24 protein-coding genes are annotated in these 26007 nt (G+C 72.6%); 17 read left to right on the top strand and 7 right to left on the bottom strand.

The genetic code is table 11. The features are described from left to right. The first annotated feature begins 53 nt into the window (after positions 1 to 53). Positions 54 to 584 (top strand): GNAT family N-acetyltransferase, encoded by a 531-nt coding sequence (locus AOK15_RS00960; protein ID WP_055511651.1) that lies wholly within the window; start codon positions 54 to 56, stop codon positions 582 to 584. Positions 585 to 613: 29 nt separating this feature from the next. After that, positions 614 to 1234, top strand: a complete 621-nt coding sequence (locus tag AOK15_RS00965) for an L-threonylcarbamoyladenylate synthase (RefSeq protein WP_055511653.1) — start codon at positions 614 to 616, stop codon at positions 1232 to 1234. Between the two features lie 36 nt (positions 1235 to 1270). On the opposite strand, the gene AOK15_RS00970 is transcribed toward AOK15_RS00965, so the two are convergent. Next, positions 1271 to 2386 carry a DUF6745 domain-containing protein gene (locus AOK15_RS00970; RefSeq protein ID WP_055511655.1) on the bottom strand — a complete coding sequence of 372 codons (1116 nt, stop codon included), beginning with the start codon at positions 2384 to 2386 and terminating at the stop codon, positions 1271 to 1273. A 45-nt stretch (positions 2387 to 2431) separates the two neighbouring features. Next, the gene (locus tag AOK15_RS00975) at positions 2432 to 2758 is read right to left on the bottom strand and encodes a hypothetical protein (protein WP_055511657.1); all 327 of its coding nucleotides are present in this window, start codon (positions 2756 to 2758) and stop codon (positions 2432 to 2434) included. 278 nt (positions 2759 to 3036) lie between these two features. On the opposite strand from AOK15_RS00975, the gene AOK15_RS00980 reads away from it, so the two are divergent. The 5 genes from AOK15_RS00980 to AOK15_RS01000 all read left to right on the top strand — a co-directional run bounded on the left by AOK15_RS00980 (position 3037) and on the right by AOK15_RS01000 (position 8337). Then, a complete protein-coding gene (locus tag AOK15_RS00980) occupies positions 3037 to 4005 on the top strand; it encodes an STM4015 family protein (RefSeq protein ID WP_055511659.1) in 969 nt (322 codons plus the stop codon). 46 nt (positions 4006 to 4051) lie between these two features. Continuing rightward, a complete protein-coding gene (locus AOK15_RS00985) occupies positions 4052 to 5218 on the top strand; it encodes an STM4014 family protein (protein ID WP_107099305.1) in 1167 nt (388 codons plus the stop codon). Between the two features lie 82 nt (positions 5219 to 5300). Continuing rightward, complete coding sequence (locus AOK15_RS00990) at positions 5301 to 6107, top strand: STM4013/SEN3800 family hydrolase (protein ID WP_055511696.1); 807 nt, start codon at positions 5301 to 5303, stop codon at positions 6105 to 6107. Beyond that, positions 6104 to 7444 carry an STM4012 family radical SAM protein gene (locus AOK15_RS00995; RefSeq protein ID WP_055511663.1) on the top strand — a complete coding sequence of 447 codons (1341 nt, stop codon included), beginning with the start codon at positions 6104 to 6106 and terminating at the stop codon, positions 7442 to 7444. The genes AOK15_RS00990 and AOK15_RS00995 overlap by 4 nt, the downstream gene beginning before the upstream one ends. 8 nt (positions 7445 to 7452) lie before the next feature. Next, positions 7453 to 8337, top strand: a complete 885-nt coding sequence (locus AOK15_RS01000; RefSeq protein WP_055511699.1) for an STM4011 family radical SAM protein — start codon at positions 7453 to 7455, stop codon at positions 8335 to 8337. On the opposite strand, the gene AOK15_RS01005 is transcribed toward AOK15_RS01000, so the two are convergent. Further along, positions 8315 to 8626: a hypothetical protein gene (locus tag AOK15_RS01005; RefSeq protein WP_055511665.1), complete on the bottom strand. Its 312-nt coding sequence runs from the start codon at positions 8624 to 8626 to the stop codon at positions 8315 to 8317. The genes AOK15_RS01000 and AOK15_RS01005 overlap by 23 nt on opposite strands. Before the next feature lie 204 nt (positions 8627 to 8830). Here AOK15_RS01005 and AOK15_RS01010 point away from each other — a divergent pair, with 204 nt between their 5' ends. Further along, positions 8831 to 11023, top strand: a complete 2193-nt coding sequence (locus AOK15_RS01010; RefSeq protein ID WP_157870135.1) for a hypothetical protein — start codon at positions 8831 to 8833, stop codon at positions 11021 to 11023. 79 nt (positions 11024 to 11102) lie between these two features. On the opposite strand, the gene AOK15_RS01015 is transcribed toward AOK15_RS01010, so the two are convergent. Both AOK15_RS01015 and AOK15_RS01020 read right to left on the bottom strand, forming a co-directional pair. Further along, positions 11103 to 11795, bottom strand: a complete 693-nt coding sequence (locus tag AOK15_RS01015; protein ID WP_055511669.1) for a response regulator — start codon at positions 11793 to 11795, stop codon at positions 11103 to 11105. After that, positions 11792 to 13444 (bottom strand): sensor histidine kinase, encoded by a 1653-nt coding sequence (locus AOK15_RS01020; protein ID WP_107099306.1) that lies wholly within the window; start codon positions 13442 to 13444, stop codon positions 11792 to 11794. The genes AOK15_RS01015 and AOK15_RS01020 overlap by 4 nt, the downstream gene beginning before the upstream one ends. Positions 13445 to 13710: 266 nt before the next feature. Between AOK15_RS01020 and AOK15_RS01025 the strand changes: the two genes are divergently transcribed. The 3 genes from AOK15_RS01025 to AOK15_RS01035 all read left to right on the top strand — a co-directional run bounded on the left by AOK15_RS01025 (position 13711) and on the right by AOK15_RS01035 (position 16788). Further along, a complete protein-coding gene (locus AOK15_RS01025; RefSeq protein WP_055511703.1) occupies positions 13711 to 14706 on the top strand; it encodes a Bug family tripartite tricarboxylate transporter substrate binding protein in 996 nt (331 codons plus the stop codon). 89 nt (positions 14707 to 14795) lie between these two features. Further along, positions 14796 to 15278 (top strand): tripartite tricarboxylate transporter TctB family protein, encoded by a 483-nt coding sequence (locus AOK15_RS01030; protein ID WP_185093874.1) that lies wholly within the window; start codon positions 14796 to 14798, stop codon positions 15276 to 15278. 1 nt (position 15279) lies between these two features. Continuing rightward, on the top strand, positions 15280 to 16788 hold the full coding sequence (locus AOK15_RS01035; RefSeq protein ID WP_055511674.1) for a tripartite tricarboxylate transporter permease: 1509 nt from the start codon (positions 15280 to 15282) through the stop codon (positions 16786 to 16788). 38 nt (positions 16789 to 16826) lie between these two features. On the opposite strand, the gene AOK15_RS01040 is transcribed toward AOK15_RS01035, so the two are convergent. Then, a complete protein-coding gene (locus AOK15_RS01040) occupies positions 16827 to 17351 on the bottom strand; it encodes a hypothetical protein (RefSeq protein ID WP_055511676.1) in 525 nt (174 codons plus the stop codon). 345 nt (positions 17352 to 17696) lie between these two features. Here AOK15_RS01040 and AOK15_RS01045 point away from each other — a divergent pair, with 345 nt between their 5' ends. Next, entirely contained in the window at positions 17697 to 19613 is a 1917-nt protein-coding gene (locus AOK15_RS01045; protein WP_055511678.1) for an AMP-dependent synthetase/ligase, read from the top strand. A gap of 133 nt (positions 19614 to 19746) precedes the next feature. Further along, complete coding sequence (locus tag AOK15_RS01050) at positions 19747 to 20994, top strand: DUF4032 domain-containing protein (RefSeq protein WP_055511680.1); 1248 nt, start codon at positions 19747 to 19749, stop codon at positions 20992 to 20994. A gap of 43 nt (positions 20995 to 21037) precedes the next feature. Here the strand turns inward: AOK15_RS01050 and AOK15_RS01055 are convergent, their stop codons facing one another. Continuing rightward, positions 21038 to 21925 (bottom strand): universal stress protein, encoded by an 888-nt coding sequence (locus AOK15_RS01055; RefSeq protein WP_055511682.1) that lies wholly within the window; start codon positions 21923 to 21925, stop codon positions 21038 to 21040. A 58-nt stretch (positions 21926 to 21983) separates the two neighbouring features. Here AOK15_RS01055 and AOK15_RS01060 point away from each other — a divergent pair, with 58 nt between their 5' ends. The 4 genes from AOK15_RS01060 to AOK15_RS01075 form a co-directional block, all read left to right on the top strand. Then, complete coding sequence (locus AOK15_RS01060; protein WP_055511685.1) at positions 21984 to 22337, top strand: VOC family protein; 354 nt, start codon at positions 21984 to 21986, stop codon at positions 22335 to 22337. 136 nt (positions 22338 to 22473) lie between these two features. Beyond that, positions 22474 to 24150: an NAD(P)/FAD-dependent oxidoreductase gene (locus AOK15_RS01065; protein WP_055511687.1), complete on the top strand. Its 1677-nt coding sequence runs from the start codon at positions 22474 to 22476 to the stop codon at positions 24148 to 24150. A 28-nt stretch (positions 24151 to 24178) separates the two neighbouring features. Continuing rightward, positions 24179 to 25687: an ATP-binding protein gene (locus AOK15_RS01070; RefSeq protein ID WP_055511688.1), complete on the top strand. Its 1509-nt coding sequence runs from the start codon at positions 24179 to 24181 to the stop codon at positions 25685 to 25687. Continuing rightward, positions 25684 to 26007 (top strand): UBP-type zinc finger domain-containing protein (locus tag AOK15_RS01075; RefSeq protein WP_055511690.1); only part of this gene is annotated, 324 nt, incomplete at its 3' end. The genes AOK15_RS01070 and AOK15_RS01075, both read left to right, overlap by 4 nt.

Consider the following 26007-nt stretch of genomic DNA (forward strand, 5'->3'; position numbering starts at 1 on the left):
CTTGAGAAAAGGGGTGCGCGGCGGTGACGTGGGAGTGTCTAGGCTTCTGCGGCGTGGACGACTTGACTGAAGGACTGCGGATACGGCCGGGCGCCCTCACCGACGCGCCGGCCGTGCTGGACATGCTCGACGGGGCGGTGGCCTGGATGAACGCCCGGGGCAACACCGAGCAGTGGGGCACGATCCCGTACTCGCGGCGGCCCGACGGGGTGGAGCGGATCGAGCGGTACATGACGGAGAACGCCCCGCACGTCGCGGAGCGGGACGGCACCCCCGTCGGCGCGCTGGTCCTGGACTCCGGGCCCAGCCCGCAGATGCCGATCTCCCCCGCCGACGAGCCCGAGGTGTACGTGCGGCTGCTGATCTCCGACCGGCGCCTGGCCGGGCAGGGCATCGGGGCGGCCCTGCTGGCCCACGCCGTCGAGGAGACCCGGCGGGCCGGTGTGGAGCTGCTGCGGGTCGACTGCTGGGCGGGCGGCGGGGGCGAACTCGTCGCGTTCTACGAGCGCAACGGCTTCACCCCCACCGACCGCTTCCTGTCCGGCACCTGGCCGGGACAGGTACTGGCCCGGCGGGTCCGCTGACGGGCCCCAGGGAGGCATAAGCTCGGAAGATGGCCAAGTACATCGACGTGCACCCCGACAACCCCCAGCCGCGCGCCATCGGGCAGGTGGCCGAGAGCGTCCGTCAGGGTGGGCTCATCGTCTATCCGACGGACTCGTGTTTCGCGCTGGGCTGCCAGCTGGGCAGTCGTGACGGCATCGAGCGGATCCGTACGATCCGCCGGCTCGACGACCGCCACCACTTCACCCTCGTCTGCCAGAACTTCGCGCAGCTGGGCCAGTTCGTGCACGTCGACAACGACGTGTTCCGCGCCGTCAAGGCGTCGACGCCCGGCAGCTACACGTTCATCCTGCCCGCCACCCGTGAGGTGCCGCGCAAGCTGCTCCACCCGAAGAAACGAACCGTCGGCGTGCGCATCCCCGACCACCGGGTGGCCCAGGCGCTGCTCGCGGAGCTGGGTGAGCCGCTGGTCTCCAGCACCCTGCTGCTCCCCGACGAGGAGGAGCCGCTGACGCAGGGCTGGGAGATCAAGGAACGGCTCGATCACCAGGTCGACGCCGTGGTGGACTCCGGGGACTGCGGTACGGAGCCCACGACCGTGATCGACTTCTCCAGCGGCGAGGCCGAGATCATCCGCAAGGGAGCGGGCGACGTCTCCCGGTTCGAGTGACCGGGGCGACCGGGGCGGGCGTCGGGCGGCGGGGGCTCAGGTCTGGCGCAGGGGCTCGTACTCCTCGGCGCTGAGCCCGAACGTCCAGGCCACTCCCTCGCGGGCCGTCCGCGTCGTCGGGGGCACCCGGAGCCAGTAGGTGCGGCTCGTGCCGTCGGGCTCCGGGGTGGAGTTGACGACCTCCACCATCACCACGTCCTCGTCGCCGGGCAGTTCCACGCGCCAGAGCACGCCCGTCTCGTCCCGGTCCACCGGCTTGGCGCCCGACTCCTCCAGGTAGCGGTCGTAGCCGTAGTGCTCCAGCATGACGCGGCGCAGCTCGGCGTTCTCCTCGTCGCGGATGCGCGCGGGCGTCAGCGTGGCCAGGGAGTCGAGGAACTCGCCTGGCACGGGCAGCCCGCGCCAGGCGTGCAGGGCGAAGCCGTCCGAGTAGGCGAGGGCGGGGCCGTCACCCCGGTCCAGCCGGCCCGCCTCGTCCCGGTGCAGTTCGGTGGGGCGCTCGGCGACGACCGCCACGTTCTCGTAGGGCCACCACCAGCCCGCCGTGCGGGCGACCTCGGCGAATCCGTCGAGGCCCGGGGTCGAGTCGGCCGTCGCGGGCCCCGCGTCCGTGTCGGGGGTGGGGCCGGTGCCGGTGCCGGTGGCGTCCAGGTCGTCGAAGGCGGCGAGCCAGGCCGCGTCGTGCTGGCCGAGGACCGCGTCCAGGAGGAGGAGCCGGACCCGGGTCTCCTCCTTGCGGTCGTCCGGGGCCAGGGCCTCGACCACGCCGGTGCGGACGCGGTCGACGAGCGGCCGGGTGGTGTCCCACAGGTCCGCGCCGGTCGACCGCCAGTGGTCGCTCCAGCCCGCCGGGCCCAGCCGGGCGTGCAGCAGGCCTCGCGCGGCGGCGACCGGGCGGTTGCGGACGGCGTCACGGACGCTCGCCCCGGTGCCGGTCACCGTCTCGCCGTCCTCGGCCGGTGTCCCCGACAGCAGGCGCACCGCCTCCAGGGGCGAGCGGGCCCACACGATCCGCTCGGGCTCCGGCAGCCCGGCCCGCCGGTAGGCGAGCCGTACGCCCGCCTCGGTCCGTGCCCTGTCGCCGGCTCCCGTGGCCGCCGCCACCGCACGCCAACTCGTCCGCTCCGTCACGCCGTTCCTCCTGGATGTCATGTCCGATCCCGATGTCCTGTGCCCTGCTCCCTCGGCCGCCGCGGTTCAGTCCGCGACGATCCGCACCGAACCCGGCACGTACTCGCGCTGGCGCACGACCCGGTACCAGCCCTTCGGCAGGGAGATGGGCGCGTGCTCCTCGTGGACGACCCGGGCGCCCTCCGGGACGTGCAGCAGCATCGGGCCGAAGGCGTCCGTCTCGCGGATGAGGCGGCCGGGGCCGACGACGGCGTGCGCGTGTCCGGTGACCTCGCCGAGGGCGAGGACGAGCCGGCCCCGTCCGTCGCGCGGTTCCGACGCGGCGTCACGCGCCGTGCCGGGCACGGCGGTCTCCGCGATCGGCGCGATGAGGACGTCTCCTTGCCGGTACATGGGTCTCCCTCCCGTCGGAGCACTCGCTGTGCCCCGGATGGAAAGGACCGTAGAGGCAGGCACTGACAATCGCCCCGGACGCGGTGTCCTCGGCCCCTCCTTCAGCCCCTGTTCACGGGGCCTGTCCACAAGGAACGGGGTCCGCTGTCCGCGTTGTCAGAGGGGCTTGGTAGAACTCCCCTACCCGACGGCGCCGTGCGCGCCCCGGGGAGCAACGGGGGGATCCGCGCACGGGCTCGGGTCCCGCCCACCGACATGGAACGAAGGGGCGGGCACACATGACCATCGGAAGCCACTTGCGGGAGTTCCACGACCTGCCCGTCGTCCAGTTCCCCGACTCCGTGAAGGGACCCGAGGGCACCGGTCAGCTGCCCGCTCCGGGGGAGGTCGCCTGGTCCGTCGCCGTGGACTCGTACGACAGCGAGGAGGCGTGGGAGGACGCCTTCGCGCGGTTCCTCGCCTCGATCGACACCACGAAGGTGCGGGCGCTCGTCGTGGGCGCGTGGAACGAGGCGTACGACAGCGGGCCCGAGCCGGTGATCGAGGCGCTGGTGGCGGCGAAGGACCGGCTGCCCGCGCTGCGCGCGCTGTTCCTCGGCGACATCGTGATGGAGGAGTGCGAGATCTCCTGGATCAACCAGGGCGATGTCGGCCCGCTGCTCGCGGCCTTCCCGGAGCTGGAGGAGTTCGGTGTGCGCGGCGGTCAGGGACTCGTGTTCCCGGCGCTTCGGCACGAGCGGCTGCGGAAGCTGACCGTCGAGACGGGCGGCATGCCCGTCGAGGCGGTGCGCGGTGTGGCGGCGAGTGATCTGCCGGCCCTCGTCCACCTCGACCTGTGGCTGGGCACGTCCGAGTACGGCGGTGACTCCGAGGTGGCCGACCTGGCGCCGATCCTGGCGGGCACCCGGCTGCCCTCCCTCAGGCATCTGGCGCTGCGCAACAGCGAGATGCAGGACGACATCTGCACGGCGCTGGCCTCCGCCCCGGTGGTGGCCCGTCTGGAGGTCCTCGACGTGTCGATGGGCGTCCTCACCGACGACGGCGCGACCGCGCTGCTCACCGGGCAGCCGCTCACCCACCTCACGACGCTGGACCTGCACCACAACTACCTCAGCTCGGCGATACGCGACCGTCTGCGGGACTCCCTGGAGGCCGAGGGCGTCCAGGTCGACGTCGACCCGGACGACGCGGACTCCGACGAGGACGACGACGGCACGGTCTGGCGCTTCGTCGCGGTCGGCGAGTAGCGGGCGCGGCACCGGATTTCGGGGGTACGAGGTGAGGGGGGTCGGTGTGTCCGTTCGGGCCGGCGCGGGTGCGGACCCGTTCAGGTGGGCGGTCGTCGGCAACGGCGAGAACCGCAGGGTCGGGCTGTTCGTCGCGGCGGCCGAGGCCGCGGGCGTGGGGACGCCGCGGGTCGTCGAGTGGCGGGACGTCCTGCGCGACGGCGGCCACGAGTTCGCCGACGACGAGGTCGTACGGCTGGACTCGCCGGGCGAGAACGCCGAGGTGGACCGGCTGCTGCGCGGCGTCGACGATCCGACGCGTGTGGAGGGCTCGGCCACCTGGTACGGGCGCTTCCTGGACGCGGTCGGGTCGTTGCGGGGCGGGGTGCGGCTGGACGAACCGGCGGATCTGGCGGTGCTGTTCGACAAGCGGCTCTGCCACGCCCGGCTCGACGCGGCGGGCGTCCCGGTACCGCCGTCGCCCACCTCGGGTGGCCACACTGCGGTGCGCGGCTGGGACGACGTACGGGCGCTGATGCGGGAGCACGGCATGCCGCGTGTCTTCGTGAAGCCCGCGCACGGCTCCTCCGCGTCCGGTGTGCTGGCCGTCGAGTCGTCGGCGAGCGGCCGGATCCGGGCCACCACCTCGGTCGAGGTGGCGGAGGACGGCCGGCTGCGCGCCCCGCTCCGGCTGCACAACTCGCTGCGGGTGCGCCGCTACACCGACGAACGCGAGATCGCCGGCATCGTCGACGCCCTCGCACCGGACGGGCTGCACATCGAGCGGTGGCTGCCGAAGGCGTCCGCCCACGGCAGGTCCGCGGATCTGCGGGTGCTGGTCGTGGCAGGGCGGGCCACCCACGCCGTGGTCCGCACCAGCCGCTTCCCGATGACGAATCTCCATCTCGGCGGCGCGCGGGGTGATCTGATGTCGGTCGTCGACGCGGCGGGCGACCGCTGGCGCCAGGCCCTCGACGTCTGTGAGCGGGCCGCCGCGTGCTTCCCGGACACCCTGAGCGTCGGGGTGGATCTCCTCCCCGCCATCGGCTGGCGCCGGTTCGCCGTCGGCGAGGTCAACGCCTTCGGCGATCTGCTGCCCCGGCTGACCGGTCTGCCCGGCGGCCCCGCGGAGGGCCTGGACACCTACACGGCGCAGATCGCGGCCGTACGGGACCGGTCGCCGTCGGCGCTCTCGCACCACCCCCAGGCAAGGAAAGACCATGCACCCTTCTGACACGGCCCTCCGGCCGCCCACGGCCGACGCCGAGCCCGTCCCCCACACCGCGCCCGCGCCCGTGTCCCACCCCGCGCCCGACATGAACGAAGTGGTGGGCCGGGACGACCTGTTGCTGCTCACCCTCGACACCCTGCGGTACGACGTGGCGGTGGAGCTGGCCGCGGCCGGGCGACTGCCGAACCTGGCGGCCCGCCTGCCCGGCGGTGTCTGGGAGAAGCGGCACGCGCCCGGCAGCTTCACCTACGCCTCGCACCAGGCGATGTTCGCCGGCTTCCTGCCGACCCCGGCGGCCCCGGGGCCGCATCCCCGGCTGTTCGCGAGCCGGTTCGCCGGCAGTGAGACGACCGCGGGCCGCACCTTCGTCTTCGACACCCCCGACCTGGTGTCGGCGCTCGCCGAGGGCGGCTACCGCACGGTGTGCGTCGGCGGTGTCGGGTTCTTCAACAAGCAGGGCGCGCTCGGCAGCGTCCTGCCGGGCCTGTTCCAGGAGAGCCACTGGGAACCGGAGTTCTCCGTCGCGTCCCCGACGTCCTTCGAGGCGCAGGTGGCCCGCGCCGAGGAGGTGGTGGCCGCACTGCCCGCCGAGCAGCGGCTGTTCCTGTTCCTCAACGCCTCGGCGCTGCATCAGCCGAACTGGTTCCATCTGCCGGGCGCCACCCGTGAGGCGGGCGACAGCCTCGCCACGCACGCGGCGGCCCTGGAGTACATCGACCGGCACATCGGGCGGCTGTTCGCCGCGATGAGCGCGCGGCGCCGCTGCTTCGCCGTCGTCTGCTCCGACCACGGGACGACCTACGGCGACGACGGCTACACCGGGCACCGGCTGGGCCACGAGGCCGTGTGGACCGTCCCCTACAGCCACTTCTTCCTGGAGCCGTCCGCATGACCGTGACCGCGCCCCCCGTTCGCCCGTACCAGCACTACGTGTACGCCTATCCGCACAAGACGGCGTACCGCAGGCTGCCCGAGCGGCCCCGCCTCGCCGACCTGTGGGCGGGCGAGTCGAAGGCGGCCCTGTCGCTGTACGCGCACATACCGTTCTGTGAGGTGCGCTGCGGGTTCTGCAACCTGTTCACACGGATCGGCGCCCCGGACGGGCTGACCGGGCGCTATCTCGACGCCCTGGAGCGGCAGGCGATCGCCGTCCGGGAGGCGCTCGGCGACACGGAGCCGGTGCGGTTCGCGAACGCCGCGTTCGGCGGTGGCACCCCGACGTTTCTGGAGGCCGCCGAGTTGGAGCGGCTCTGCGACATCGCGGAGCGGCACATGGGCGCGGACCTGCGGGCGATCCCGCTGTCGGTGGAGGCGTCCCCCGCCACGGCGACCACCGACCGGCTGTCGGTGCTGGCCGCACGGGGCACGACGCGGCTGAGCCTCGGCGTGCAGAGCTTCGTGGAGGAGGAGGCGCGCGCGGCCGTGCGACCGCAGCGGCGTGCCGATGTGGAGGCGGCCCTGTCCCGCATCCGCGACACCGGCATCCCCGTCCTCAACATCGACCTGATCTACGGCATCGACGGGCAGACGGCGACCAGTTGGCGGCTCTCCCTGGACGCGGCCCTCGCCTGGCGGCCCGAGGAGATCTACCTGTACCCGCTGTACGTAAGGCCGTTGACGGGTCTGGGCCGGCACGCCGACGCCGCGACGGCCGACCGCGACTGGGACGAGGCCCGGCTGCGCCGCTACCGGGAGGGCCGCGACCATCTGCTCGCCCGGGGCTACGAGCAGGTGTCCATGCGGATGTTCCGCCGCGCGGACGCGCCGCCGCAGGGCCCGGACGACTACGCCTGCCAGACCGACGGCATGATCGGCCTGGGCTGCGGCGCCCGTTCGTACACGTCGAGGCTGCACTACTCCTTCGACTACGCGGTGGCCATGCGGGAGATCCGCGGCATCATCGACGACTACACCGCCACCGAGGACTTCGGGCGGGCCGTGCACGGCCGCGAGGTCGACGAGGACGAGGCGCGCCGCCGTCATCTGTTGCAGTCGCTGCTCCAGGCGCGGGGGTTGCCGGTGGCCGACTACCGGCGGCGGTTCGGCGCCGACCCGTACGACGACTTCCCGGCGGAGTTGGAGCGGCTGGCCGCACGCGGCTGGCTCGCCGGGGCGGGCGGGGAGGTGCTGAAGCTGTCCGACGAGGGGCTGGCGCACTCGGACGCCATCGGGCCCGACTTCTTCTCCCCCGCCGTTCGGGCCGCGATGGCCGACTACGAGCTGAAGTGACGGCCGCCATGGACCTGACGCTGCTGTACCGCGGCCCGCTCGCGTCGTGCGACTACGACTGCCCCTACTGCCCGTTCGCCAAGCGCCGCGACTCGACGGAGCAGTTGCGGGCCGACCGGGCGGCGCTGGAGCGGTTCACCGGCTGGGCGCGGTCGTCGACCGGCGACCGGCTGTCGGTGCTGTTCACCCCGTGGGGCGAGGGGCTGACGCGCTCCTGGTACCGGCGGGCGCTGGTCGAGCTGTCGCACGAGCCGCACATCGACCGGGTGGCGATCCAGACGAACCTCAGCTGCCGTACGGAGTGGCTGGCGGAGGCCGACCGGGACACGGTGGCGCTGTGGTGCACGTACCACCCGGGCCAGACCCCGTACGAACGGTTCCTCGGCAAGACCCGACGGCTCGCCGCGACGGGGGTCCGCTTCAGCGTGGGCGTCGTGGGCCTGCCGGAACATCTGGAGGAGGCCCGTCGGCTGCGCGGGGAGCTGCCCGAGGAGGTGTACCTGTGGGTGAACGCCGCCGAGGGGCACACCTACACCGACGAGGAGGCGGCGACGTGGACGGCGTTGGATCCGCTGTTCCCGTTCAGTCGTCACCCGCACCGGTCGGCGGGCCGCGCGTGCCGCACCGGCGCGACGGTGGTGTCCGTCGACGGTGACGGCACCGTCAGACGGTGCCACTTCGTCCGGGACGAACTCGGCAACCTCTACGACGGCTCCTTCCGTACGGCGCTCGCGCCCCGCGTCTGCCCACTGGCCGTCTGCGACTGCCACATCGGGTACGTCCATCTGGAGACCCTGCCGCTGTACGACGTGTTCGCGGGCGGCGTCCTCGAACGGATACCCACGGCGCAGGCCCGCCTCGGGATGCCGCTCAGTCCTCGCGCTCGTAGGTGAGCGTGCAGCCGTCCGGGGTGGTGACCGTGAAGCGGTCGGCGGTGGCGTCGAGCCGGTAGCTGACCAGCTCGTCGCTGGATGTGCTCATGGTCAGCGTCGTCCCGTCGGGCATCCGGGCCGTGCCCACGTCCCACACCGGCAGGCCCCGGTCGCCGCCGCCCACCGCCCGGTAGCGGGATCCCGGACCGATGACCAGTCCGGCGGGATAGGCGCGAGCGCAGTCGGAGTCGGACACACGGCGCCAACGGCCCGTCAGGGGCCCCGGCTCGGACGCGCTCGGATCGGCCATAACTGTTCGATTCTATGCGCGTACGTCAACCTGCGCATTACGCACAAGTATTACCCGACCGGACTATTGCGGCACTTCTGCTTCCGGACGAAGTTGAGCAGGTACTCGAAACTGTCGCGTGCAGCCCACGCCCGGGGCGCGGAGACGGAATCGGTCGATCAGGGGGGCTCCTGTCACCCATGTCTCGGCCCCAGGAGGGCGACCATGCAGAACGAAGCACCACAGATGTACGCCGCCGACCCACGGCTCGCGCCGAACGCCGTGAGCGTGACCCCGTCCGCGGTGCCCGTCGCGGCCCCGATCGCCGTCGAGGACGCCTCGCCGGCCGAGGGCGCCGCCGAGCGGGGCGACCGGCCCGTCCCGCTGCCGCCTCCGCCGCTGCGGCCCTGCCGCCCGGACTTCCGTGACGGCTGCTACCGGGTGACGTTCCGGCCCGCCCAGGCGTCCCTGCCGCACCTCGTCGGCACGCTGCGCGTCGACCGCAAGGCGCCGGCCGCCGGCCCGGACGGGGTGATCGTCAGCGGGGACCTGTACCGGCAGCCGCCGTCCCTGGTCCCCGACCAGGGTTCGGGCGACGACCCCGCCGGGCTCGGCGGGGCCACCCTCACCGGCGGCGGGGAGTCCGTCGCGGCCGCGGCGAGCCGCCCCGGCACGCCCTCACCCCTCCTGCCGCGCATCCCGGTCTTCCCTCGGGACCGATACCACTCGTACCTGAAGGCGACACGCCTGGTCGTGCCCCTCTTCGGGCTGCCGGGCAGGCCGTGCCAGGTGACCCTCGACGTCGACGAGTTCGACTACACCCAGCCGCCGGCCGGCTCGTTCAAGGGGTCGTTCCCCTCATCGCCCAGCAGGTCCCTGCGGCTCGTCCTGACCCGCGTGCCGGGCTCCCCCCTGCCCCTGCCCGGTCTGGGCGGGCCTCGCTTCGAGGGCCGGGTGTTCGAGGGCGACGTGCTGCGCGGGACGGTCACCCTGACCTGGGTGTCGAGCTTCCTGCGCCGCGCCGTCCTGGAGATCGACACCCTGCGCGGCGCGGTCGGCCCCCAGCCGGTGCCCGCCGCGTCCGGCAGCGGGACGGAGTTCTTCGACACGGTGTACGCCACCGCCGGGTGGGACCTGGCGATCGACCGGGTCGAGGCGCAGGTCGACATCCCGGTGCCGGTCGGGGTGAACCCGACCGCCTGCTGGTCGGCGGCGAACCTGCACGCGCTGATGTCGGGCGTGCGCAAGCCGAGCACCGACCTCGATGCCGAGTGGCGCACCCACCTCGTGGTGGTGCCCGCCGCCCTGGGCTGCTCGCGCGGCGTGATGTACGACCAGATCGGTGTGCCGCGCGAGGGGTCGGCGAGCTTCAGCGACGACGGCTACCCGAGCTCGGACTCGTCGAACTTCGGCCTCGCGGAGAACCAGCGGCAGCGCGACTTCCCGCGCGCCTATCTCCGGTCGGCGACCCATGAGGTGACGCACGCGTTCAACCAGATCCACCAGGAGTCGGAGACCGCCGCCGACAACTCGATCATGACGACGACGCCGAGCGTGGCCGACGTCCTCGGCGGGCCCGCCACCGGAGCGCCCGGTGTGTTCCCCGACCAGATCAACCTCGGCTTCAACCCCACCGTGCGCAACCATCTGGCCCATATGCCGGACCCGGTGGTGCGCCCCGGCGGCTGGCCGTTCGCGAGCTGGTTCCCCGCGGGGGCCCCGCAGGCGTCCGACCGCAATTTGTTCCGTTCGGACGAGCTGGACTTCGAGGTGTGGGCGGAGGCCGGGCGCGTCCCGCTCGGGGCGCCGGTCACCGTGTCCTGGCGGCTGACGAACACCTCGCAGGGCGAGCTGGTGGTGCCCACCGACCTGCGGATGGAGGCGCTGTTCGCCACCATGTCGTGCCTCGACGAGTCCGGGGAGGAACGGCCGGTGCGGCCGTTCGTCATCACCTGCGAGTCGGCGAAGCTCGCCCCGCTGGCACCGGGGGAGTCGCTGAGCGCCGAGTACCGGGTGTTCTGGAGCTCCGACGGGTTCCCGCTGGAGCGGCCGGGGCGCCACAGGTTGACGGTGACCGTCGCCTGGTCGGCGGGCGGGGTGCCGGTCGGGGTGACCGGCAGCTGCGAGGTGTGGGTGGACCGGCCGACGACCGACGCGGAGAACCGTGACGCCGCCCTCGTCATGCACCCCGAGGTCGGCAAGTGGGTCGTCCTGGGCGGCGGCGCCTACCACCTCCCCGAGGCGGTCGACCGGCTGCGCACCCTGGACGCCACCGGGTCCCCCTCCGTGGCCGGCGCCGCCGACACCGACCGCTCCCGCGTCGCGGACGCCTTCGCCGAGCTGAGCCTGATGCCCAGCCCGACGGACGTGAAGAACGGCGGGAACGGGAACGGAAACGGGGAGGCCGACGGGAGGTAGCGCGAGAGAGTGCTCCGCGTCCCTCCACACCCCCGCCAGGGTGTAGCGGCGTCTCATCACCGCTGTTCGTACCGGCGTCTCACACCCGCCAGGTGTACCGGCGCTCCGGGCGTCCCGCCACTCCGTAGCGGAGGGAGACGTCCGCGGTGCCGGTGGCGTGGAAGTACTCCAGGTAGCGGCGGGCGCTGACGCGGGAGATGCCGGCGAGGGTCGCGCACTCGGTGGCGGACAGGGTGCCGTCGGCGGCGCGCAGGGTGCGTTCGATGAGGTCGGCGGTCTCGACGCTCATGCCCTTGGGCAGGGCGCCGGCCGCCGGCGGCGCCGACGCCCCGGCGAGGACCCGGTCGACGTCGGCCTGGCTCTGCACGACCGCGGTGAGCAGCCGGCCCCGCTGGGCGGCGTACCGCTGGAGCCGGGAGCGCAGTTCCTCGAACTCGAACGGCTTGAGGAGGTAGTCGACGACACCGTGGCGGGCCGCGCCGCGCACGGTGTCGGCCTCCCGCGCGGCACTGATGACCATGACGTCGCAGTCGTGGCCGGCCGTACGCAGCCGGGGTATGACGTCGAGGCCGAAGACGTCGGGCAGGTACAGGTCGAGCAGGACGAGGTCGGGGCGCAGTTCGTCGACGGCGGCGGCCGCCTGCTCCCCGGTGCTGGCGACGCCGACGACCCGGAACGGCTCGACCCGTTCGACGAAGGTGCGGTGGACCCTGGCCACCATGAAGTCGTCGTCGACGACGAGCACGTCGATCGCGGCCGGACCAGGACTCATGGTGTCGCTCCTTCCGCCACCGCGTCGGCGAGGTGGCTGACGGTCATGCGGGCGGTGAACATGGCCCCGTCGGGGGTGTTGGTCACCGAGATCTCGCCGCCGTGGCGTTCGCAGACCAGGCGGGTGAGGGCGAGACCGATGCCGCGTTCGCCCTCCTGGGCGGCCTTGGTGGTGAAGCCGTGGGAGAACACCTCGCGGGCGAGTTCGGGGGCGACGCCGGGGCCCGAGTCGCGGACGACGATCTCCACGCTGGAGGCGTCCTGGCGCAGTTCCACCTCGACCCATGCCTCGCGGTCGCCGGGTTCGCCGGGGGCGGCCGCGGCGTCCACCGCGTTGTCGACGAGGTTGCCGACGACGGTGGCGACGTCGGCGGCGTCCTCCGGGGCGAGCCGGTCGAGCGCGGTGCTCTCGGAGATCCGCAGGCTCACCTTGCGTTCGGCGGCCAGTGACGCCTTCGCCATGAGGAGCGCGGCGACCGCGGTGTCCCGGACCCGGCGGCTGAGGGTCATGTCGAGGGACTGCCGGTGGCGGCTGAGCGCGCGGATGTAGCGGACCACTTCGTCCTGCTCGCCGATCTGGATGAGTCCCGAGATGGTGTGCAGCTGGTTGGCGAACTCGTGGGCCTGGGCGCGCAGCAGCTCGGAGGAGCTGCGGAAGGAGCCCATCTCCCGTTCCAGGCGGGCGAGTTCGGTGCGGTCGCGCAGGGTGGTGACCGAGCCGAGGTGGCGGCCGTCCTTGGTGACGGCCATCCGGTTCATCACGAGGACACGGCCGCGGCGTATGACGACCTCGTCGCCCTTGTGGCCGGGGATCTCCTGCGCCCCGGTGAGAACGTCACTCAGTCGCCCCTCGACGCCCAGCTCGCTGAGGCTCTTGCCGACGCAGTCCACGGGCAGGTCGAGCAGGCGCAGGCCCACCTCGTTGACGAGGGTGACGCGGGCCTGCGGGTCCAGGGCGACGACGCCCTCGGCGATGCCGTACAGCATGGCCTCGCGGTGTTCGGCGAGGCCGGCGATCTCGCGGGGTTCCAGGCCGAGGGTCTGGCGTTTGACGCGGCGGGCCAGCAGCCAGGAGCCGGCGATGCCGAGGCCGCTGGCGACGCCCAGGTAGGCGAGAAGGTACGAGGAGGCGCCGCTGAGGCGCTGCCACACGGTCGGGGAGGCCTCACCGACCATGACGGTGCCGAGGAGCACACCGAGGTTGTCGTCGGTGGCGCCGAGGACGGGCACCTGGGCGACCAGCTCGCGGCTGCCGTCGAGGGTGAGCGGGCCGGACCAGCCGCGGCCCCGGGCCGCGCCCTCGCCGAGCGGGAGCCGGTCGCCGAGGACGGTGGGGTCGGTGGAGCTGACGATCCTGCCGTCGGAGTCGGCGACGGTGACCGAGGTGACGCCCGACTGGGTCTGGGTGGAGTTCACCAGGGGGGCCAGGGCCTCCTGGGGCAGGGCGCGGGCGAGTCCGTCGCGGACCAGGGGGTTGGCGGCCAGTTGCTCGGCGAGGGCGGTGACGCGGCGGCCCTCGACGCGGTTGAACGTGGCCGCGGACTGGGTGAGGGAAACACCGGCGACCGCCAGCAGCACCACCACGACGATGGCGAGCTGGAGGACCAGCATCTCGCCCGCGAGGGTATGGCGGCGGAACTCGGCGACCACGACGGACTCATCTCTCGTGCGGAGGCGATGCCCGGCGGCTCGGGCGTCGGCGGGTGCGGTGGGTGCGGTGGGTCGCACAATGATGGCGCTCGTGTGGGGTCAGGAGAAGAGAGGTGGGGGGAGAGTGCCCATAAGGTGACAGAGGCCGCGACCACAAAGACCACAACGTTCGTTGCCTCCGCAACCGGTACACGCCCTCTCCGGGTGGGCACGCTGTGTCGCGGGTCACTCTCCTCCATCGACGTCCACGACAGGTGGTGACACTCGTGCGTCTGCGCACCCCTCGGGGGCGACACGCCCTCGCCCTGTTCGGTGCCGCCGCGCTCGTGTTCGTGGGGCCGCCGCTGCTGACGACCGGCGGCGGTGACACGGGCACGCAGATACCGGGCCTGCGCTTCATGGTGCCGAACACGCCGGGCGGCGGGTACGACATCACGGCCCGCACCGCCGCGAAGAACGCCGAGGACGCGGGGCTCACCCACAACATCGAGGTGTTCAACCTGCCCGGCGCTGGCGGCACGGTCGGGCTGAGCCGGCTGGTCGGCGAGCACGGCAACGGCAGGCTCGCGATGTCGATGGGGCTCGGCGTCGTCGGTGCCGTCCGGTCCAACGACGCGCCGAAGACCCTCGCGGACACCACTCCGATCGCCCGGCTCACCGAGGAGCAGGACGTCGTGGTCGTCGCCAAGGACTCGCCGTACCGGACGATCGACGATCTCATCGGAGCCTGGAAGGAGAGGCCCGGCAAGCTCCCCGTCGGCGGTGGGTCCGCGCCGGGCGGGCCGGACCATCTGGCGCCGATGCTGATGGCGCGGGCGGCCGGGATCGCGCCGCGGGACGTCAACTACATCCCCTTCGACGGCGGCGGTGAGCTGCTCGCCTCCATCCTCGGCGACAAGGTCGCCTTCGGGGTGTCCGGCGTCGGCGAGTACCTGGACCAGATCAGGGCGGGCGAGCTGCGGCTGCTCGCGGTGACCGGCCCCGAGCGGGTGGCAGGGCTGGACGCGCCGACGCTCCAGGAGGCGGGCTACGACGTGAACTTCACCAACTGGCGCGGCATCGTCGCCCCGCCGGGTCTCACCGACGCCGAGCGGGCCAAGCTGACCCGGCTGGTCGAGGAACTGCATGACTCCCCGCAGTGGCGGCAGTCGCTGAAGCAGAACGGCTGGGACGACGCCTTCCTCACCGGCGAGAAGTTCGGCGAGTTCCTGGAGGCCCAGGACGAACGCGTGGTGTCGGTGCTGAAGGAGCTGGGACTGTGACGACGCCCCCCGCCGACCCGCCGCACTCCCCCGACACGCCACACCCCACCGACGCTCCCCCGGCGCCCGCGGCGGACCGCGGGTCGTGGCTGCGTAACCACTCCGAGCTCGGCGTCTGCGTGCTGCTGCTGGCGCTCGGTGTACTGGTTCTGACGGACGCGCTCACCATGGACGTCGACATCGCGCAGCGCGGGCCCGTCGGCCCGAGGACGGTGCCGGTGGTGGTCGGCGCCGGGCTGCTGCTGATCGCCGCGCTGCTCGCCGTGGATGTGCTGCGCGGCGGGCGGGGGCAGGCGGAGACCGGGGAGGACGTCGACCTGTCGGAGCCCGCGGACTGGCGTACGGTCCTGCTGCTCACCGGGGTGTTCCTCGGCTCGGCCGTCCTCATCGAACCGCTCGGCTTCCCCGCGGCGGGCGCCCTGCTGTTCTGGGGGGCGGCGTTCGCCCTCGGCAGCCGCCGCCACGACCGCGATCCGCTCGTCGCGGCGGTCCTCTCGCTCGTCACGTACGCCGTCTTCAACAACCTCCTCGGGGTGCCCCTGCCCGGCGGCCCGCTGATGGGAGCGCTGTGACATGGACGCCCTCGCCTCGCTCCTGGACGGCTTCGGTACAGCCCTGACGCCGGTCAACATCCTGTGGGCCGCGGTCGGGGTGCTCCTCGGCACGGCGATCGGGGTGCTGCCCGGCATCGGCCCGGCCATGGCGGTCGCGCTGCTGCTCCCGGTGACGTACGGGCTGGACCCGATCGGCGCGTTCATCATGTTCGCGGGGATCTACTACGGCGCGATGTTCGGCGGCTCGACCACCTCGATCCTGCTCAACACCCCCGGTGAGAGCGCGGCGGTGGTCGCGGCCATGGAGGGCAACCCGATGGCCAGGTCGGGGCGCGGCGCGCAGGCGCTGGCCGCCGCCGCGATCGGCCACTTCGCGGGCGGCATGGTGGGCACGGTCCTGCTGGTGGCGCTGGCGCCGACGGTCGCCGAGCTGGCCGTGGACATCGGCGCCCCCGACTACTTCGCGATCATGGTGCTGGCGTTCATCGCCGTGACGTCCGTGCTGGGCTCGTCCCGGCTCCGGGGGCTCGCCTCGCTGCTGATCGGCCTCACCATCGGCCTGGTGGGACTGGACCAGATGACCGGGCAGCAGCGGTTGACGTTCGGTTCGCTCCAGCTCGCCGACGGTGTCGACGTCGTGATCGTCGCGGTCGGTCTCTTCGCGATCGGTGAGGCCCTGTGGGTCGCCGCCCATCTGCGGCGCAGGCCGGGCGAGCCGATACCGGTGGGCCGCCCGTGGCTCGGCCGCCCGGATCTGCGGCGGACGTGGAAGTCATGGCTGCGCGGCCCGTTCATCGGGTTCCCGTTCGGGGCGATCCCGGCGGGCGGCGCGGAGATCCCCACGTTCCTGTCGTACGTCACCGAGAAGCGGTTGTCGAAGCACCAGGACGAGTGGGGCAAGGGCGCCATCGAAGGGGTGGCCGGGCCGGAGTCGGCGGCGTCGGCCTCGGCGGCGGGCACCCTGGTGTCGATGCTGACGCTCGGTCTGCCCACGACGGCGGTGGCGGCGGTCATGCTGGCCGCGTTCCAGCAGTACGGCATCCAGCCCGGCCCCCTGCTGTTCGAGCGCGAACCCGACCTCGTGTGGGGTCTGATCGCGTCCCTCTTCGTCGGGATGGTGCTGCTGCTGGCGCTCAATCTGCCGCTGGCCCCGCTGTGGGCGAAGCTGCTGCGCATCCCCCGGCCCTATCTGTACGCGGGGATCATGTTCTTCGCGGCGGTCGGCGCGTACGCGGTCGGCGGCGAGGTGATCGACCTGGTGATCCTGCTGGTCATCGGTCTGATCGGCTTCGGCATGCGCCGTTACGGACTGCCGGTGCTGCCCGCCGTCATCGGGGTCATCCTCGGACCGGGCGCCGAACAGCAGCTGCGGCGCGCCCTGCAGATCAGCGACGGCAGTGTCACCGGCCTGGTGAACACGCCGTTCGCGGTGACGGTGTACGCGGTGATCGTGCTGCTGCTGGCCTGGCCGCTGCTGAAACGGCTCGTGGCCCGCACCCGCCCCGCCCACGGCGCCAGGAGCGCGTGAACCGGGTGCGATCCGGCGTACTCAGGGGGCGGCCGGGTTCAGCCCGCGCCCCGCTCCGCCTCCTCGTGGAGGAACGCGCTGATCTGCCCGGCGAGGCTCTCCCGGACGCTGCCGGAGGCCGGGTCGAGGAACTCCTCGTCGACTCCGATGCCGCCGGACCACAGATGGCGGTCGGTCCACTCCTCGTCGGCCCGCAGCTGGACCTGGATGTCGAGCTGGAGGAGCTGGGCCTCGGGCGCGGCGGCGTACAGGACGGCCGTGGCGCGGCGCAGCGGGTAGAGGTCGAAGCCCTCGATGAACTTGGAGTTGCGCCAGTCCAGGAAGGCGCTCTCGCCGTCGGGGCCGGTGCGGATGTCGAGCTGCCCGTCCTCCAGGTGAAGGCCGACGTGGCCGGTGCCGCGGTTCTCCACGGTCACCCGGAACCGGAAGTACGTCAGGCCCTCGGCGGCGTCGTCACCGCCGCGCGGCGGTTCGGCGCGTTCCAGGCCGTGGACGCGCACACGCAGGCCGGCCAGGTCACCGTCGTACTCCTGCCAGTCCCCGATCACGTTGGGCTCGCGCACCGTCCACCTCTCCACGTCGGCGGGACGACTCCCGCGCTCGCGCGCACCACAGTGCCACACCCGTCGGGGACGCCGGATTCACCCATCGCCGCCGGTCAGACGTGATCAAGCCGTGTGCAGCGACGATTCCCGCCAGGGGGTCCGGGCGGGGGTCCCCCACGTGCCGTACATCACGTCGGCCGCCCGCTGTGCGGAATGTGAGGGGGTGACCCCGCCCGCTGCGTCACATGGCGACGACTTCCCCATTCCGTGGGCGAGCGTCGGCGCCGTACGCTACGTTCGATCACCGCCGGTCGCCGCACCATCGGCGAGATCGCGCGCAGGGGAAGGTCTGGGGAGCAGCGCATGAGCACGTTCGGCATTGCTCCGTCGGCGGCCCGGGCCATGACCGGGGGACTCGCCGACTCACTGTTCGAGACGGCGCAGCGCGATCCCGCGCTGCCGCAGATCGCCCGCCGCGAGACCGGCACCCCGGACACCTGGACGTCGCTCGGAGCTGCCGAGGTGCGGGACGAGGTGGTGAGCCTGGCCAAGGGGCTGGTCGCCTCCGGGATCCGGCCGGGCAACCGGGTGGCCGTGATGGCGCGGACCCGTTACGAGTGGACGGTGCTCGGCGTCGCGCTGTGGTCGGTGGGCGCGGAGATCGTGCCGATCTATCCGACGTCGTCACGCGACCAGGTGGAGTGGATCCTGCGGGACGCGACCTGTGTGGGTGTCGTCGTCGAGGACGAGCAGGGCGTGATGACGGTCGGCTCGGTCTGCGCCAAGCTGCCGCTGCTGCGCCATGTGTGGCAGCTGGACGCGGACGCGCTGGCGCGGTTGGCCGAGGCCGGCCGGGACGTGCCGGACGCGACGGTGGACTCGTTGCGCCGCATCGTGATGCCCGACTCCACGGCGGTGATCGCGTACACCTCCGGCACGACCGGTCACCCCAAGGGCTGCGCGCTGTCCCACCGCAGTCTCGCCAGCCCCTGCGACGTGCTGCTCGCCGGGTGGCGGCACACCGCGGCGGCGCCCGGTGAGCAGCCGGCGATCCTCGCGTTCCTGCCCTTCTCCCACGTCTACGGCCTGATGATCCAGGGGATGTGCCTGCGGGGCGGGATGCTGCTCGGCCATGAGCCGGAGCTGACCGAGGAGGCGCTGTCGGCGGCGCTGCTGTCGTTCCGGCCCACGTTCCTGTACGGCGTGCCGTACGTCTTCGAGAAGATCTACAAGAACTTCCTGCGCAAGGCGCAGCAGGCGGGTCGGGGCGCCGTGTTCGAGCGTGCGGTGCGCACCGCGCAGGACTACGCGCTCGCCGCCGAACGGCACCGTCTCGACTCGGGTCCGGGCCCCGGTATGGATCTGCGGCTCCAGCACGCCTTCTACGACAAGACGGTGTACCGCAAGCTGCGTGCCGCGCTCGGCGGCCGGGTGCGCGGCGGCTGTTCCGGCGGCTCCCCCCTCAACCGCGACCTCGCGCTGTTCTACGCCGGGATCGGGATCCTCGTCCACGACGGGTACGGCCTGACGGAGACCGCGGGCGGCATCACCGCGCAGCCCGTGGGCCGGGAGAAGTTCGGCACCGTGGGCCGGCCGCTGCCGGGCACCGAGATCCGGGTGGCACGGGACGGGGAGCTGCTGGTCAGCGGCCCTTCGGTGTTCCAGGGGTACGTCAACGACGAGGCGGGCACCCGGGCCGCTCTCCAGGACGGCTGGCTGGCCACGGGAGACATCGGGCGGCTGGACTCCGAGGGCTATCTGTCGATCACCGGGCGCAAGAAGGACATCATCATCACCAGCGGCGGCAAGGGCGTGGCCCCGGCGCCGTTGGAGGAACAGCTGCGGATGCACCCGCTGATCCACCAGGCGGTGGTCGTGGGCGACAACCGGCCCTGTGTGGGCGCGCTGATCACGCTGGACCCGGAGTTCCTCGCGCACTGGCGGGGCGCGCTCGGCCCCGCGAACGAGCTGATGGGCCCGGAGGCACGGGAGGAGAACGCGCTGCGGCAGGAGGTGCTGCGGGCGATCGCCGGTGCCAACAGCACGGTGTCGCGCTCGGAGTCCATCCGGGTCTTCCGTATCCTCCCCGAGCCGTTCGACCTCGCCAATGGCATGCTGACCCCGTCGATGAAGCTGCGCCGCGACACGATCGTGCAGCGGTACGCGGCGGAGATCGAGGCGATGTACGCGACATCCGCGCGGGCCGCCCGCCGCTCCGTGACGCAGGACTTCCCCGGCTGGGACGACTCCGACGACGTCTTCCGCCGCCCGCGCCCCTGACACCCGCCCCGACCTGCCTCTCCGGTTCACCTTCTGTTGACGAAACGGTCCTTCGAATGCGGAGATGCTTCAACGGGGCGGTGCGCCGCCCCGCGAGCACCCCGTTCGACCGTGAGACGAAGGCAGAGGACCCATGGCACTGCAGATCAGCGCCACCAACCCGGAACACCCCGCGCTGCTCCTCGAACTGCCGTGGCACCTGCCCCTGGAGGAGTGGCCCGAGCACCATCTCGTACCGCTCCCCCGCGGTATCTCGCGGCACGTCGTGCGCTACGCCCGTGCCGGCGACGAGGTGATCGCCGTCAAGGAGCTCGCCGAGCGGCCCGCGCTGCGCGAGTACCAGCTGCTGCGCGACCTGGACCGGCTGGGCATCCCGGCCGTGGACGCCCTCGGCGTGGTCACCGGCCGCACCGACGAGGCGGGCGACCCGCTGGAGCCGGTGCTGATCACCCGGCACCTCGGCGGTTCGATGCCGTACCGCTCGATGTTCGAGACGACCATGCGTCCGGCGACGATGCACCGGCTGATGGACGCGCTGGCCGTGCTGCTGGTGCGACTGCATCTCACGGGGTTCGCGTGGGGCGACTGCTCGCTGTCCAACACCCTGTTCCGGCGGGACGCGGGCGCGTACGCCGCGTATCTCGTGGACGCCGAGACCGGTGATCTGCACACGCAGCTCAGCACCGGGCAGCGGGAGTACGACCTCGACCTGGCCCGGGTGAACATCAGCGGGGAGCTGCTGGACCTGGAGGCGTCCGGGGCGCTGCACCCGTCGGTGGACCCGATCGACTTCGGCAACGAGATCTGCTCCCGCTACCGACGGCTGTGGCAGGAGCTGACGCGCACCTCTGTCTACCCCGCCGGGAAGTACCACTACATCGAGCGCCGTATCCGCCGGCTCAACGACCTGGGCTTCGACGTGGCCGAGATGCAGATCGAGCACTCCTCCAACGGCGACACGGTCACCTTCGTGCCGAAGGTGGTGGACGCGGGCCACCACCAGCGGCAGCTGCTGCGGCTGACGGGCCTGGACACCGAGGAGAACCAGGCCCGCCGGCTGCTGACCGACCTGGAGAGCTGGATGGCCACCCAGGACGACTACGCCCCCGGCGACCCCCTCGGCGCCCGCCCCGAGGTCCTGGCGCACCGCTGGGTCCGTGAGGTGTTCCGCCCGACCGTGCGGGCCGTGCCGCCGGACCTGCGCGGCACGATGGACCCGGCGGAGATCTACCACCAGTTGCTGGAGCACCGCTGGTATCTGTCGGAGCGGGCGCAGCACGACATCGGCCTGGACATCGCCGTGAAGGACTACATCGACAACGTCCTGCCGAAGGCGCGGGCGGCGCTGCCGCCGCCGATCGACGACGTCACAGCGATGTGAGCGAGGCGACCGACGACGTCACGGCTGGGTGAGCCAAGCGCGGCTATGCCTCGGCGTCGGCACCGGGCGGGACGACCGCCACCGGGCACGGCGCATGGTGGAGGACGCCGTGGGCCACCGAGCCGATGCGGGCGCCGACAGCCGTGCGGCGGGCGCGGCGGCCCACCACCATCAGCTGGGCGTGCCCGGCGACGGACAGCAGGACCTGACCGGCGCTGCCGATCTCCACGTGTTCGGTGACCGGTACGTCGGGGAAGCGTTCCCGCCACGGCTGGAGCGCGGCGGCCAGCGCCTTCTTCTCGTACGGTTCGAGGCCGCCCGCCTCGTCGAGCAGCTTCAGCGAACCGGGGCTGTAGGCGTACAGCGGCGGCAGCGTCCACGCGCGGACGGCCCGCAGGGAGGCGCCCCGGGCGGCCGCGGTCTCGAAGGCGAACCGCAGAGCGGCGGCGCTGTCCTGCGGTGTGCCGTCCTGGCCGACGACGACCTCGCGTCCGGCGGCCTCGGCGGAGGCCTCGTCACCGGCGCGGACGAACACGACGGGCCGCGGGGAGTCGACGAGGACCTGCTGTCCGACGGAGCCGAGGAGGAAGCCCACCACCGCTCCGTGGCCGCGCGAGCCGAGCACCAGGGTCTCGGCGTGCTCCGCCGCGACGGTCAGGGACTCCACCGGCGGCCCTTCGACCAGGTCCGTCGAGACCTCCAGGCCGGGATGCCGCTCGGTGACGCCGCGGACTGCCTCGGCGAGCGCGTCCCGCGCCCACCCGGCCTGTCCGTCCCGGTCCACGGTGATCGCCTCGTGGGGCTGCCACTGCCAGGCGTGCACCACCCGCAGCGGTACGTCCCGGCGTACGGCCTCCCGGCCGGCCCACGCCAGTGCGGCGAGGCTCTCGGGCGTACCGTCCACTGCGGCGGTGATCGGGCGCGTCGACATCGGCCACCTTTCTTCGTCTCATCAGGTTGACGGGCCCAGTCTTCACTACGCTCGCGCCATGGACCTGAACTGGGAGCAGGTAGTGGTGGACGCCGCCGATCCGGTGGCGCTCGGGCGCTGGTGGGCCGAGGCGCTCGGGTGGGTGGTCGTGAACGACGCGCCGCAGGAGTACGAGATCCGCCCGGAGCCCGACCGCGTGCCCGGCCTGCTGTTCACTCCCGTCCCCGAGGCCAAGACCGTGAAGAACCGGCTGCACCTCGACTTCCGCCCGGTGGACCAGGCGGCGGAGGTGTCCCGGCTGCTCGCTCTCGGCGCCCGCCACGCGGACGTCGGGCAGGGCGACGCGTCGTGGGTCGTGCTCATGGACCCGGAGGGCAACGAGTTCTGCGTCCTCTCCGGACGCCGCGGCTGACCGGCCGCTCGGCGCGGGCCGGGCGTACGTCGGAGTCGGCCGGCGGCTCGGCGCGCGCCGGGGCGCAGACCTCGAACCCGAGCGAACCCGAACGCCCGAACATACGATGAGCACATTGGTTCGGGGTGGGAGGCATATGACTCAGGCGGTCGGTCCGGCGCGGAACGTGATCCTCACCGTGGATGACGATCCGGGGGTGTCTCGTGCGGTGGCCCGGGATCTGCGACGGCGCTACGGCGAGTCGTACCGGATCGTGCGGGCCGAGTCCGGCGAGGCGGCCCTGGAGGCGCTGCGGGAGCTGAAGCTGCGCGGCGACCAGGTGGCGGTCGTCCTGGCCGACTACCGGATGCCGCAGATGAACGGCATCGAGTTCCTCGAACAGGCGTTGGACGTCTATCCGGGGGCGCGCCGGGTGCTGCTCACCGCGTACGCCGACACCAGCGCGGCCATCGACGCGATCAATGTGATCGACCTCGACCACTATCTGCTGAAGCCGTGGGACCCGCCGGAGGAGAAGCTCTATCCGGTCCTGGACGATCTTCTCCAGGCGTGGCGGGCCGCCGACCGGACCTGCGTCGGCACGACGAAGGTGGTCGGGCACCGCTGGTCGGCGCGGTCCTCGGGCGTCCGGGAGTTCCTGGCCCGCAACCAGGTGCCGTATCGGTGGTTCTCGTCCGACGAGCCGGAGGGGCGGCGGCTGCTCGCCGCGGCCGGCGCGGACGGACAGCGACTGCCGCTCGTCGTCACCCCGGACGGCACTCCCCTGGTCGCGCCGGAGGACCCGGACCTGGCGGAGAAGGTCGGGCTGGCGACCACCCCGGCCGAGGACTTCTACGACCTGGTCGTCATCGGCGGCGGCCCGGCCGGGCTGGGCGCGGCCGTGTACGGGGCCTCCGAGGGGCTGCGGACGCTGCTCGTCGAGCGGTCGGCGACCGGCGGCCAGGCGGGGCAGAGCTCACGCATCGAGAACTACCTGGGGTTCCCCGACGGGGTGTCCGGCGCGCAGCTCACGGAGCGGGCCCGGCGGCAGGCCACCAAGTTCGGCGCGGAGATCCTCACCGCCCGTGAGGTCAGCGGCCTGGAGGTGAACGGGGCGGCGCGGACCATCCGTTTCTCGGACGGTTCGGCGGTCGCCGCGCACAGCGTGATCCTCGCGACCGGCGTGTCGTACCGGCAGCTCGCCGCGCCGGGCTGTTCCGACCTCAACGGCTGCGGGGTGTTCTACGGGTCGGCGCTCACCGAGGCCGCCGCCTGCCAGGGCCACGACGTGTACATCGTGGGCGGCGCGAACTCGGCGGGGCAGGCCGCGATGTATCTGTCCCGCGGCGCCAAGTCGGTGACGCTCCTGGTGCGCGGGGAGTCGCTGGCGGCGTCCATGTCGCACTACCTGATCCAGCAGCTCGCGGAGACACCCAACATCGTCGTGCGCACCGGCACGGTCGTGGAGGCCGCGCACGGCACCAACCAGCTGGAGCGGCTCACTCTCAAGGACGTCGCGAGCGGGCACGAGGAGCTGGTGGACGCGCAGTGGATGTTCGTGTTCATCGGCGCCGAGCCGCTGACGGACTGGCTGGACGGAACCGTGCTGCGCGACGAGCGCGGCTTCATCCTGGCCGGGCCCGACATGACCGTCGACGGCAGTCCGCCGCCGGGCTGGGAGCTGGACCGGCCGCCGTACCACCTGGAGACCAATGTGCCCGGCGTGTTCGTCGCCGGGGACGCCCGGTACGAGTCCGCGAAGCGGGTCGCGTCCGCCGTGGGAGAGGGAGCGATGGCCGTCATGCTCGTGCACCGTTATCTGGAGCAGTCATGAGAACCGCGCGGGCCTTCGGAGCGGTGTCGTGAGCGGGCAGCCGCTCGCCTGCGACCGGGCGGAGCTCGGCACGCTGTTCCTGTTCGAGAAGCTGTCGCCCGAGCAGTTGGACCGGCTGTGCCGTGAGGGCCGCGTCGAGCGGTTCGAACCCGGCTGGGTCTACCGCGAGGGGGAGCCCGCGACCTGCTTCTTCGTGCTCCTGCAGGGCACGCTGGTGATGTCGCGGCAGGTCGGCGACGACGACGTGGAGCTGAACCGCACCTCGCAGCGTGGGGTGTACGCGGGCGCGTTCCAGGCGTATCTGGGCGACCAGGCGGACCAGGCCCGCTACAAGGGGTCGATGCGGGTCATCGAGCCGTCGCGGTTCTTCGTCCTGCCCTCGGCGTCGTTCGCGGAGATCATGCGCGAGTGGTTCCCGATGGCCGTGCATCTGCTGGAGGGGTTGTTCTTCGGCAGCCAGAACACCCAGCGGACCATCGGACAGCGGGAGCGGCTGCTGGCGCTCGGCTCGCTGTCGGCGGGCCTCACCCACGAGCTGAACAACCCGGCCGCGGCGGCCGTGCGGGCGACCTCCGCGCTGCGGGAACGGGTGGCCGGGATGCGCCACAAGCTGGGTGCCATCGCGTCCGGGGCGTACCGGCGCGAGACGCTGGAGTCGCTGGTCGAGCTCCAGGAGCGGACGGCCGAACAGGTCGCCAAGGCGACCCCGCTCAGCCCGCTGGAAGCGGCCGACCGGGAGGACGAGCTGACGGACTGGCTCGACGACCACGGCATCGCGGGCGGCTGGCAGCTCGCCCCGAACTTCGTGCAGGCCGGGCTCGACACCGCGTGGCTGGACCAGGTCGCGGCGGCCGTCGACGAGCACACCCTCGAGGGGGCGGTGCGCTGGCTCAACTACACGGTCGAGACCGAGCTGCTGATGAACGAGATCGAGGACTCCACGACCCGGATCAGCCAGCTCGTCGACGCGGCGAAGCAGTACTCGCAGCTGGACCGGGCCCCCTACCAGAACGCCGATGTGCACGAACTCCTCGACAGCACGCTGCTGATGCTGTCCGGGAAGATCGGGGAGCGCATCCGGGTGGTGAAGGAGTACGACCGCACGCTGCCGAGGATCCCCGCCTACCCGGGCGAGCTGAACCAGGTGTGGACGAACCTCATCGACAACGCGGTCGCGGCGATCAACGACACCGGCGGCGAGGGCACGCTGACGGTACGCACGGCCCGCGACGAGCGTGATCAGCTGCTCGTCGAGTTCCGCGACACGGGACCGGGCATCCCGCCCGCCATCCGCGGCCGTATCTTCGACCCGTTCTTCACCACCAAGCCCGTCGGGCAGGGCACCGGGCTGGGCCTCGACATCTCCTGGCGGATCGTCGTCAACAAACACCACGGGCACATCGAGGTCCACTCGGCACCCGGCGACACCCGCTTCCAGGTCCTGCTGCCGCTGACGGCGCCCGCACCGGACCTGGACCTCACCCTCGCCCCGGAAGCCGACGCCCCCGCATCCGACGATCCCGAGGAGACGTCATGAGCCTGCCCACCGGGATCGATCCCGCCGTGCCGCCCAGCGGAGCCGGCTGCGTGGAGTGCGACGCCGCCGGCGGCTGGTGGTTCCACCTGCGGCGCTGCGCCCAGTGCGGGCACATCGGCTGCTGCGACTCCTCCCCCGCGAAGCACGCCACCGCGCACGCCGCGGCCGCCGGGCACCCCTTCGTCCAGAGCTACGAGCCCGGCGAGACCTGGTTCTGGAACTACGAGACGTCCGAGATGTACGAGTCGGGCCCCGACCTGGCGCCACCCCACAGCCACCCAGCGGACCAGCCGGCCCCGGGGCCCGCGGGCCGGCTGGGT

Source organism: Streptomyces ossamyceticus, from assembly GCF_001418475.1.
GTDB lineage: Bacteria > Actinomycetota > Actinomycetes > Streptomycetales > Streptomycetaceae > Streptomyces > Streptomyces ossamyceticus.